Source organism: Tenacibaculum profundicola (genome assembly GCF_057220795.1).
Genome location: NZ_CM170137.1, coordinates 1,424,873 through 1,435,000 on the forward strand (window position 1 = coordinate 1,424,873; position 10,128 = coordinate 1,435,000).

The 10,128-nt window shown below is 34.7% G+C and carries 10 protein-coding genes, 2 tRNA genes, 2 rRNA genes and 1 pseudogene (1 of these 15 running past the window's edge); 10 read left to right on the plus strand and 5 right to left on the minus strand.

Annotated elements, in window-relative coordinates; all coding sequences use genetic code 11:
• Positions 1–14 precede the first annotated feature (14 nt).
• Positions 15–335, minus strand: a complete 321-nt coding sequence (locus AC2TDS_RS06250) for an antibiotic biosynthesis monooxygenase family protein (RefSeq protein ID WP_484738259.1) — start codon at positions 333–335, stop codon at positions 15–17.
• Positions 332–832 carry a GNAT family N-acetyltransferase gene (locus AC2TDS_RS06255; protein ID WP_484738260.1) on the minus strand — a complete coding sequence of 167 codons (501 nt, stop codon included), beginning with the start codon at positions 830–832 and terminating at the stop codon, positions 332–334. The genes AC2TDS_RS06250 and AC2TDS_RS06255 overlap by 4 nt, the downstream gene beginning before the upstream one ends.
• A 120-nt stretch (positions 833–952) precedes the next feature.
• Between AC2TDS_RS06255 and mtaB the strand changes: the two genes are divergently transcribed.
• The 5 genes from mtaB (at position 953) to AC2TDS_RS06280 (ending at position 5,143) form a co-directional block, all read left to right on the plus strand.
• On the plus strand, positions 953–2,269 hold the full coding sequence (gene mtaB / locus AC2TDS_RS06260) for a tRNA (N(6)-L-threonylcarbamoyladenosine(37)-C(2))-methylthiotransferase MtaB (RefSeq protein WP_484738261.1): 1,317 nt from the start codon (positions 953–955) through the stop codon (positions 2,267–2,269).
• A gap of 309 nt (positions 2,270–2,578) precedes the next feature.
• The gene (locus tag AC2TDS_RS06265; RefSeq protein ID WP_484738262.1) at positions 2,579–3,340 is read left to right on the plus strand and encodes a DUF6438 domain-containing protein; all 762 of its coding nucleotides are present in this window, start codon (positions 2,579–2,581) and stop codon (positions 3,338–3,340) included.
• Complete coding sequence (locus tag AC2TDS_RS06270; protein WP_484738263.1) at positions 3,340–3,999, plus strand: alpha/beta hydrolase family protein; 660 nt, start codon at positions 3,340–3,342, stop codon at positions 3,997–3,999. The genes AC2TDS_RS06265 and AC2TDS_RS06270 overlap by 1 nt, the downstream gene beginning before the upstream one ends.
• Positions 4,000–4,034: 35 nt before the next feature.
• A complete protein-coding gene (locus AC2TDS_RS06275; protein ID WP_484738264.1) occupies positions 4,035–4,937 on the plus strand; it encodes a lytic transglycosylase domain-containing protein in 903 nt (300 codons plus the stop codon).
• Positions 4,937–5,143, plus strand: coding sequence for a hypothetical protein (locus AC2TDS_RS06280; protein WP_484738265.1), 207 nt, complete (start codon positions 4,937–4,939; stop codon positions 5,141–5,143). Before AC2TDS_RS06275 ends, AC2TDS_RS06280 begins: the two co-directional genes overlap by 1 nt.
• A gap of 101 nt (positions 5,144–5,244) precedes the next feature.
• On the opposite strand, the gene AC2TDS_RS06285 is transcribed toward AC2TDS_RS06280, so the two are convergent.
• Positions 5,245–5,679, minus strand: coding sequence for a GNAT family N-acetyltransferase (locus AC2TDS_RS06285; RefSeq protein ID WP_484738266.1), 435 nt, complete (start codon positions 5,677–5,679; stop codon positions 5,245–5,247).
• 94 nt (positions 5,680–5,773) lie between these two features.
• Here AC2TDS_RS06285 and AC2TDS_RS06290 point away from each other — a divergent pair, with 94 nt between their 5' ends.
• The 5 genes and pseudogenes from AC2TDS_RS06290 to AC2TDS_RS06310 all read left to right on the plus strand — a co-directional run bounded on the left by AC2TDS_RS06290 (position 5,774) and on the right by AC2TDS_RS06310 (position 7,704).
• The gene (locus AC2TDS_RS06290; RefSeq protein ID WP_484738267.1) at positions 5,774–6,220 is read left to right on the plus strand and encodes a GNAT family N-acetyltransferase; all 447 of its coding nucleotides are present in this window, start codon (positions 5,774–5,776) and stop codon (positions 6,218–6,220) included.
• Positions 6,221–6,279: 59 nt separating this feature from the next.
• Positions 6,280–6,352, plus strand: a tRNA-Gly gene (locus tag AC2TDS_RS06295).
• A 40-nt stretch (positions 6,353–6,392) separates the two neighbouring features.
• Positions 6,393–6,465, plus strand: a tRNA-Gly gene (locus tag AC2TDS_RS06300).
• 233 nt (positions 6,466–6,698) lie between these two features.
• A pseudogene (locus AC2TDS_RS06305) lies at positions 6,699–6,842 on the plus strand (ISAon1 family transposase N-terminal region protein); the annotation flags it as partial.
• 130 nt (positions 6,843–6,972) lie between these two features.
• On the plus strand, positions 6,973–7,704 hold the full coding sequence (locus tag AC2TDS_RS06310) for an ISAon1 family transposase (protein WP_484738921.1): 732 nt from the start codon (positions 6,973–6,975) through the stop codon (positions 7,702–7,704).
• Between the two features lie 421 nt (positions 7,705–8,125).
• Here AC2TDS_RS06310 and rrf read toward each other — a convergent pair.
• Both rrf and AC2TDS_RS06320 read right to left on the minus strand, forming a co-directional pair.
• A 5S ribosomal RNA gene (gene rrf, locus AC2TDS_RS06315) occupies positions 8,126–8,234 on the minus strand.
• A gap of 98 nt (positions 8,235–8,332) precedes the next feature.
• Positions 8,333–10,128: ribosomal RNA gene (locus tag AC2TDS_RS06320) — 23S ribosomal RNA — on the minus strand; it runs 1,074 nt beyond the window's last position.

Consider the following 10,128-nt stretch of genomic DNA (forward strand, 5'->3'; position numbering starts at 1 on the left):
CTCAAATCTACACTTTATAATTTATCAAAACCATATTCTCGTTCTACTTTACAAATACGTAATTGATATTTTGTATACCATTGTTGTTTTCCTTTTTCCCTTGCTTTTATATGTTCTATATTATTTTTCCAATCAATAATTGCATCTAAACTCTCCCAGTAAGAAACGGTAATTCCGACATCACTTCTAGCAAACTCAACACCTAAAAAACCTGACTGACTCCTAGCAAGCTCTTCCATCTTTATTGCCATTTCAGAATATCCATCGTCATTTTCTGATAATAATGAAGTAAAAATAACGGCGTAATACGGAGGTTTTAAAGAATCTTCTATCATAAAATAAGTTCATATTTTGTTTCAGGGAATCCCATCTCAACATCGGTAAATTTACGGATTACTTTAAAATTAAAACGATCTAAAACTTTTATCGAAGCGATATTCTCATCTGCTACGTAACCTATAAGTTTTTTCATTCCAATTGACTTGCAATAAGTAATTAAACCACCACATATTTCTGTAGCATATCCGTTTCCCCAATATTTTTCTAAAAACCTATAACCTATTTCATCATCTTTCCCATCTTTAACCAACGCTACGGTTCCTATAAAGGTCGTATCTAATTTTCTATCGATAGCATAAATCCAAAAATCATTACCTGTAACATTATACTTCCCTATCAAATCAATTAACTCAACTTTATGTGCTTCTAATGTTTTTACCTCTCCGTCTGCATATTGCATTACTTTAGGATTACTTTGCATTTCATGAAATCCCTGTAAGTCACTTTTAACCAATCTCCTAACTATTAATCGTTCTGTTTCAAAAATTATCATAAATTAAGTACTTTTGCACTTTTAAATCTGTTAACTACAGAAAAGTAATAAACGATACGAACTTCTAAAAAATTAAAGACTTATCCAAAGTTTTTACTTTTTATTAAGGATAATGAACGAATGAATGCAGAAAAAAAAGTAGCTTTTTATACCTTAGGTTGTAAATTGAATTTTTCAGAAACTTCTACAATTGCGAGAAGTTTTGTCAACGAAGGTTTTGAACGGGTGGAGTTTGAAGAATTGGCAGATATTTATGTTATCAATACTTGCTCCGTTACTGATAATGCAGATAAACGCTTTAAAACTATTGTTAAATCTGCGCTGAAACAAAATGAGAATGCATTTGTTATTGGTGTAGGTTGCTATGCTCAATTGAAACCAAAAGAGCTAGCTGCTGTTGATGGTGTAGATTTAGTATTAGGCGCAACTGAAAAATTCAACGTTACTAGTTACATCAATGACCTAACCAAAAATGATATTGGCGAGGTGCATTCTTGTGAAATTGAGCAAGCTGATTTTTATGTTGGTTCGTATTCTATTGGTGATAGAACTCGTGCTTTTTTAAAAGTACAAGATGGCTGTGACTATAAATGCACCTATTGCACCATTCCTTTGGCTAGAGGAATCTCAAGGAGTGACACCTTAGAAAATGTATTAAAAAATGCCAAAGAGATTTCTGAAAAAGGAATTAAAGAAATTGTACTCACTGGAGTAAACATCGGTGATTATGGTAAAGGAGAGTTTGGGAATAAAAGACATGAACATACCTTTTTAGAGCTGGTTCAAGCATTGGATAAAGTAAACGGCATCCATCGTTTACGAATTTCATCCATTGAACCCAATTTATTAAAAGATGAAACTATTGATTTCGTTGCAAACTCAAATACCTTTGTTCCTCATTTCCATATTCCATTGCAATCAGGTAGTGATACTTTATTAAAAAAAATGAAACGTCGTTATCTGCGTAGAATCTATACTGATAGAGTTACTAAAATAAGAGAAGTCATGCCCAATGCATGTATTGGAGTTGATGTAATTGTTGGTTTTCCAGGTGAAACGGACGAATTATTCTTAGAAACCTACAATTACCTCAGTGAATTAAATATTTCATATCTACACGTTTTCACCTATTCTGAAAGACCTAATACCGAAGCTGTTAAAATGGACGGTATCGTACCTAAAAATGTACGCGCTAAACGTAGTAAAATGCTCAGAGGTTTATCTGTTAAAAAACGAAGAGCCTTTTATGAAAGTCAGTTAAAAAACACCTTAACTGTTTTATTTGAAAGTGAAAATAAAGAAGGATATATCCACGGATTCACAGAGAATTATGTCAAAGTAAAAGCTCCTTGGAATCCAGAATTGGTCAATACTCTGCATAAAGTTACGCTTACCAAAATTGATGAAGACGGGTTAGTTCGATTTGAATTTTGTTAGTTCTTCTCTTACAAAGGGGGCTTATAAATATGAATACTACAAGGCAAGTATGTTTTAGTAATTTTTTTTATGCCTCCTATTGGCCTTCGCTTCTAGCACAAGAAGTTAAGATAATTACTGCTTTTCAAAAGTATTGAAATTGGTGCCATACTAAAATTTTAGAGTGAAAATTTAAAGTAGTTTCGTTTTGTATTTCGCTTTAATTAATTTATTTTAATGCTCAATTAAGTTTAACTTATTCATTTAAAAGAATGAAAATAGTGTACTTTTAACGAGTTATTATTTAATCTATCCAAAAAGCCACCCATTATGAAGTATCTATTAATCTCAATTCTATCGTTTTCTATGGTTCTCAATTGCAGTTCTCCTCAAAAATCAACAGATAAGATCCTTGATCATAAAACGGAAGAAACTAAAGAACCTGTAAAATCCGACAGTGAGCCAATGACCATAAAAGCACCCGAAAATGAGATTATTGTTATGCTAAAAAACCCAAGTAAAAGTGACGATGCCAAAGCTCTAATAACTAATAGTGGTTTAACTTGGAGTGAAACTGTTTACGATACAAAAACAACCAAAATTGGTATTATCAAAATTCCCAATGGTAAACAGGATTTTTGGATTCAAAATTTACAAGGGTCAGGTGAATTTAAATTTGTTGGGAAAAACGGAAAAAAAATACTCGATGAACTATTAGAAAATGAAAAAAAATCTTGGATATCTATAAGTAAAACTCCTTGTTTTGGTGATTGCCCTGTTTATGAAATAACAATAAATAAAGATGGTAATACTACCTATAATGGCATGCAATTTATTATTGAAAAAGGAGTACGAAAATTCAAACTCTCCGAAGAAGAGCTTAAGGGGCTAAATGATATTCTAACAAAAAAAGATTTCGCTAGTTTTGACGATGTTTATGATGATCCGAAAATCATGGATCTATCTAGTACCTACATAACACATAATGGCAAGCAAATACAGATACGTTTATGGAATAACATCCCTGATGAATTAAGTGAACTTCACGAATATATTGAAAGTTTATTACTAGAAAGAAAATTAATTGAATAATGCAAAAACAGCATCTATATTTTGTTCCCGGCCTTGCTGCCAACACAAAAATATTTGAGCATATTTCTTTACCAAACGATCTATTTGAGTGCCATTTTTTAGAATGGATTTTACCCAAATCTATCGATGAAACTATTCGGGAATATGCCAAACGAATGTGTTCCTATATACAACATGAGTCACCTATTCTAGTTGGCGTATCTTTCGGAGGTATTATGGTTCAAGAAATGAGTAGGCATATTCCATGTAAAAAGGTAATTATCATTTCTAGTATTAAAAGTAATAGAGAGTTGCCTAAACGATTAAAAATAGCGCAAATTACTAAGGTTTATAAACTATTCCCAACCCATATCGTTGCGAACATTGAAAAATATGAGCAATACTTTTTTACTGACTACTTAAAAAAGAGAGCAGAACTATATAAGATATATTTGTCTGTTAGAGACAAAGATTATTTGCATTGGGCAATTTATAATGTACTTCATTGGCAGCAATCAAAGGAGCTGGGTAATGTGGTGCATATTCATGGCAATAAAGATGAAATTTTTCCTATAAAAAATATTAAAAACACTATTCTTGTTGAAAATGGATCCCATATCATGATTCTTAATAAGGCAAAAATCATATCAGAAATTTTAAAAGAAGAATGTTTTTGTTAACTTAGTAAATACAACAATTAAAAGAAAAGAAAAAAATGAACAAACCATTACGATTTTTAACCATCACCTCTATAATTACCTTAGCTACTCTATTATTAAACATTATTAGCAAACAAAAAGAACCTGTTGTGAAGAATGTTGCAGAGACCTATGAGATACGTGCTCTGAAACTGCCCAAAAGTATGAATTTGGCGGGAGAACCTGTACCACTCAATAGAGCTGACATTAGAGAAAGAATGGACAGAGAGTTATTAGTTAACACCTATTGGCAATCTAATGGACTACTTTTAATAAAAAGAGCCCATAAATTTTTTCCAATTATTGAACCCTTATTAAAAAAATACGGATTACCCGATGATTTTAAATATTTATGTGTTGCAGAAAGTGGCTTAATTAACATCCCTTCATCAAAAGGAGCTGCAGGGTACTGGCATTTTCTACCAAGAACTGGTCGTGAATATGGTTTAGAAATCAATAAAAATGTAGATGAGCGTTATAGCATAGAGAAATCAACTAAGGTGGCTGCAGAATATTTAAAAAAATCAAAGAAGAGGTTCGGTTCTTGGACACTAGCCGCCGCTGCTTACAATGCAGGTAATGCAAGAATTTCTCAACGTCTAAAACAACAACAGGTAACCGATTATTATGATTTGTTACTTAACTCTGAAACATCAAGGTATATATTCAGGATTTTGGCTTTAAAGGAAATATTATCAAACCCTGTTGAATATGGATTCGTCTTTGATGAAGAGGACTTATATTATCCTACTAAAACATATGAAGTAAGTGTAGATAGTGCCATTACAAATATCGCAAGTTTTGCTCGAAAATTTGGCATAACTTATAAAGAACTCAAACTGGTAAACCCTTGGCTGAGAGAAACAAAACTTAATAATAAAAGCAGAAAACAATACTTTGTAAAAATCCCAGAAAAATAATGAAAAAAGTACTACCTTATATTTATATAACAATAGGAGCATTAATTATTATCGCAACTATTTATAATTTGTTTCAAGAAAAAGTATCTTATAGAGTCTTATTCAATTTTCAAACAGAAAACAAGTTTGTATTCTTACTTGTAAGAGCACTATTTGCTAGTTGGTTTTTATTCGATGGAATAAAAAAGTTAAAAAACAAAGAATAATGAATACCTATTGAAATTTGAAGCTACCCTTTAATTTATAGTTACTTATTAAAAGGTTCAAATAGACATAAAAGAAAACAGAACGTTCAAACGGTATAACTTTATAACTCAAGATGCATTACATAATGAGGTCCTACTTTGTTTACTAGAAACAACTCTCCTTTTATTTTAAACCCTAATTTATTATAAAAAGTAGCTGCCTCTTCTCTAGCATTGCACCATAGTACTGTTATGTTTTCTTTTCTTAATATTTCGAAGGCCTGTAGTAGTATTTCCTTCCCAATACCTCTTCCCCTCGCAAAAGGTAGGGTAGCCATACCTCTCAATTGGTACTGACTATTCCCAAAATTATTATTATTACTTTTTAAAAAAGTGGCAATTCCAACCAACTTGCTATCTATAAAAGCACCTAAATGAATGGTATTCTCATCCAAATCATTATCAAATTTGTAGGGCAAATCAATTCCGCTCCTTAAAACTTCTCTTCTAATTAAATAAGTATCTATTGCCTCAATTTTTCTAATAACACTTTCCATTTTTAATAATATACAGTAAATTCACGCAAAATTAATGTAAAAAAGTTTAATTTCTTTACCCGTACAAAAAGCTTTAATTTTCAAATTATTCCTTATGAAACTAACATTTAAGCCTATTCATAAAAATGAAATATCTCAAATTATTCCATTACTTACTATCGTTAATACCACCACACCCTTAGACATCTTAAAACAGCGTCTAAAGGAAATGGTAACCTACCCTAATTACGAATGTGTAGGTGCATTTGACGATGATAAATTAATTGGTATTTCAGGACTTTGGTACAGTATTAGACATTATATTGGTAAAAGTGTAGAACCAGATCATGTGGTCATTGATGCATCGTATAGGGGAAAAGAAATCGGTAAGCAATTTTTTAAGTGGATTTATGAGTACACACAATCAAAAGGCTGTGAAGCTATGGAATTAAACACCTATACAGGAAATAGAAAATCGCATAAATTTTACTATAATGAAAATTTTGAAATCTATGGTTTTCATTTTGTGAAAGTTATGAGAGAGGACCAAAAATTTTACTAAAAAAATAAAAAAAAACTTGTCAATTCTACAAAGTATTTTATCTTTGCAACCGCTTTACTGCGGGAGTAGCTCAGTTGGTAGAGCGTCAGCCTTCCAAGCTGAATGTCGCCAGTTCGAACCTGGTCTCCCGCTCTAAAATTAACATAATACAAGAAATTGTAAAAGCTTTACCGCGGGAGTAGCTCAGTTGGTAGAGCGTCAGCCTTCCAAGCTGAATGTCGCCAGTTCGAACCTGGTCTCCCGCTCTAAAACCGAAACCATTGTTTCGGTTTTTTTTATACGATAAAATTTATCCGTTTTTAAACGATGTAAATGATCAAGAACAATTGTTGTGTGTGAATTGAAATAAATTGTTGATTTTTACAAAAAAAAAGAAAATTGGATTTATCACTAGATGTTTTAAAATTTATACTACCTAGAATTATTAGTTACCCATTTTGATTTAACAAAACATGAGTTAAAAGGAAAAGACTTACATCTTTCTTTTGAAGAAAAGAAGACTATTCCAGAAGAGTTTTCCAAGGATATAGTTATTTCCCATGGTTTTCATAAAGAAATAATAGTGGAAGATTTTCCTTTGAGAGGTAAAATAGTTTTACTTCATATCAAACGTAGGAGATGACTCAATAAAACGACTCAAAAAGTAGTGTACAGAAATTGGGATTTAGTAGCACAGGGAACTCGAATGACCGTTGAGTTTGCTGCTTTTTTAAAAGTACTTAGTCAGTACCAAAGCAAGTAATTGCCATACTATTGCTAGTTTTTATGGACTTAATGGTGAAAAATTACAACGTCAGTTTAAAGATTGTTTAAGCGATTTTAAACAATGGGAGGAAAAATCACACGCTAAAAATTGGTTACTTTTCCCTGAAAATATAGGAAGACAACTTTCTATTGACGAAGTAGCCTTGTCTAAGGGGGAACTTCACACCATTATTACAAATAAAAAAGCAAAAGGAAAAGCAGGAAGTGTTGTAGCTCTCATTGCTGGAACTAAAGCTGAACAAGTAATCCATCATCTTTATAAAATACCAAGTGCTAAACGTAATAAAGTCAAAGAAATCACTTTAGATATGGCTAACTCAATGAAGTTAATTGTTAAAAGGTGTTTTCCTAAAGCTATACAAGTAACAGACAAGTTCCATGTACAGAAATTAGCCCTAGATGCATTGCAAGATGTTCATGTAAAACATCGTTGGGAAGCTATAAACAAAGAAAATAACGATATAAAAGAGGTGAAAGAGAATAACAAAGTATATACGCCTGAAACCTTTACTAATGGAGATACTTTAAAACAATTATTAACTAGAAGTCACTATCTTCTATATAAAACACAAGCAGATTGGACTGAAAAACAACGACAAAGAGCAGTAATTTTGTTTGAAAAGTACCCAGATAATAAAAAGGCTTATGGAATCTGTAAAAAGCTTAGAAACTCGTTTAATAACAAAACTATATCTAAACAAATAGCTCATACAAATTAGCACATTGGTTTAAAGAAGTAGAAAACTCAGAATTTAAAGCCTTCAATATAGTAGCAAACTCTATAAGTTTAAATTATCAATCAATACTCAATTATTTTGACCATCTAAGCAAAAAGCATCAGCAGAAACTTTTAATGCAAAAATAAAAACCTTTAGAGCACAGTTTAGAGGAGTGAGAAATGTAGAATTCTTCCTATTCAGATTAACGCAAATTTTTGGGTATCCTTTAGTGGTCTTATAAACTCTTAAAACAGGCTATATAACACTATATTGATATATTGAACACCATATGCCATTAACCATTCTAGTTGTTAAATTAACATCCTAACTAGTATTACTTTTAAAAGAAGTATTGATTGTATTGTTTTTTTTAGGCACAAAAAAACCCTCATTACCTTTGTATGTAATGAGGGTTTAAAAAGAAAGGCAACGACCTACTCTCCCACCAGTGGCAGTACCATCGGCGCAAATGGGCTTAACTTCTCTGTTCGGAATGGTAAGAGGTGAGCCCCATTGCTATAATCACCTTAAATTGTTGCAGTATATTTCAACTGTATAAGTTAACATATTGATAAAATCATATCGTTTGTAATCAAAGAGTTGTCTCCCGACCCGAAGGTCGGGATACGTACATAAGCCTATGGGTTATTAGTACTACTTGGCTACATACATTACTGCACTTACACCTATAGCCTATCAACGTGGTGATCTTCCACGACCCTTTAAAGAAATCTCATCTTGTGGTGGGTTTCGCGCTTATATGCTTTCAGCGCTTATCCCTTCCCGACGTAGCTACTCTGCAGTGCCCCTGGCGAGACAACAGATACACTAGAGGTCAGTCCAACTCGGTCCTCTCGTACTAAAGTCAGATCCACTCAAATTTCTAACGCCCACAGCAGATAGAGACCGAACTGTCTCACGACGTTCTGAACCCAGCTCGCGTGCCACTTTAATGGGCGAACAGCCCAACCCTTGGGACCTTCTCCAGCCCCAGGATGTGACGAGCCGACATCGAGGTGCCAAACCCCCCCGTCGATGTGAGCTCTTGGGGGAGATCAGCCTGTTATCCCCGGAGTACCTTTTATCCTTTGAGCGATGGCCCTTCCATGCGGAACCACCGGATCACTATGCTCTACTTTCGTACCTGATCGACCTGTATGTCTCTCAGTCAAGCTCCCTTATGCCATTGCACTCTACGCACGGTTACCAAGCGTGCTGAGGGAACCTTTAGAAGCCTCCGTTACTCTTTTGGAGGCGACCACCCCAGTCAAACTACCCACCACGCACTGTTCTCATCGCTGAGTTAGGCTCTAGATAAGCAAAGGGTGGTATTTCAAGGACGACTCCACAACGCCTAGCGACGCCACTTCATTGTCTCCCACCTATCCTACACATTACTTATCCAAAGTCAATACGAAGCTATAGTAAAGGTTCACGGGGTCTTTTCGTCCCGCTGCGGGTAATCGGCATCTTCACCGATACTACAATTTCACCGAGCTCATGGCTGAGACAGTATCCAGATCGTTGCACCATTCGTGCAGGTCGGAACTTACCCGACAAGGAATTTCGCTACCTTAGGACCGTTATAGTTACGGCCGCCGTTTACTGGGGCTTCATTTTAGATCTTCGCCGAAGCTAAACCCTCCACTTAACCTTCCAGCACCGGGCAGGTGTCAGGCCTTATACATCATCTTTCAATTTAGCAAAGCCCTGTGTTTTTGATAAACAGTCGCCTGGATCTTTTCACTGCGGCCAACATTGCTGTTGGCGACCTTTCTCCCGAAGTTACAGGTCTATTTTGCCTAGTTCCTTAGCCATGAATCTCTCGAGCACCTTAGAATTCTCATCCCAACTACCTGTGTCGGTTTACGGTACGGGTTCTTATAACCTGAAGCTTAGAGGTTTTTCTTGGAAGCCCTTAGGCACACTATCCACGCATCCGAAGATTTGTGGTACTATCGTACTTCAGCTAGATCTGCGGATTTACCTACAGTTCCAATACCTACATACTTCAACGAGCTATTCCGTCAGCTCGCGGTGCTTTCATTACTCCGTCACCCCATCGCAATTATAAGAAGTACAGGAATATTAACCTGTTGTCCATCGACTACTCCCTTCGGATTCGCCTTAGGTCCCGACTAACCCTCAGCTGATTAGCATCGCTGAGGAAACCTTAGTCTTTCGGTGAGGGGGTTTCTCGCCCCCTTTATCGTTACTTATGCCTACATTTTCTTTTGTAGCTACTCCAGCATTCCTCACAGAACACCTTCAGCGTCACTACAATGCTCCCCTACCACTTTTAAAGTCCATAGCTTCGGTAATATGCTTATGCCCGATTATTATCCATGCTCGACCGCTCGACTAGTGAGCTGTTACGCACTCTTTAAATGAATGGCTGCTTCCAAGCCAACATCCTAGCTGTCT

Coding starts and splice junctions, on each gene's coding strand:
- AC2TDS_RS06250 (WP_484738259.1), bottom strand. CDS start 335: ATGATAGAAGATTCTTTAAAACCTCCGTATTACGCCGTTATTTTTACT.
- AC2TDS_RS06255 (WP_484738260.1), bottom strand. CDS start 832: ATGATAATTTTTGAAACAGAACGATTAATAGTTAGGAGATTGGTTAAA.
- mtaB (WP_484738261.1), top strand. CDS start 953: ATGAATGCAGAAAAAAAAGTAGCTTTTTATACCTTAGGTTGTAAATTG.
- AC2TDS_RS06265 (WP_484738262.1), top strand. CDS start 2,579: ATGAAGTATCTATTAATCTCAATTCTATCGTTTTCTATGGTTCTCAAT.
- AC2TDS_RS06270 (WP_484738263.1), top strand. CDS start 3,340: ATGCAAAAACAGCATCTATATTTTGTTCCCGGCCTTGCTGCCAACACA.
- AC2TDS_RS06275 (WP_484738264.1), top strand. CDS start 4,035: ATGAACAAACCATTACGATTTTTAACCATCACCTCTATAATTACCTTA.
- AC2TDS_RS06280 (WP_484738265.1), top strand. CDS start 4,937: ATGAAAAAAGTACTACCTTATATTTATATAACAATAGGAGCATTAATT.
- AC2TDS_RS06285 (WP_484738266.1), bottom strand. CDS start 5,679: ATGGAAAGTGTTATTAGAAAAATTGAGGCAATAGATACTTATTTAATT.
- AC2TDS_RS06290 (WP_484738267.1), top strand. CDS start 5,774: ATGAAACTAACATTTAAGCCTATTCATAAAAATGAAATATCTCAAATT.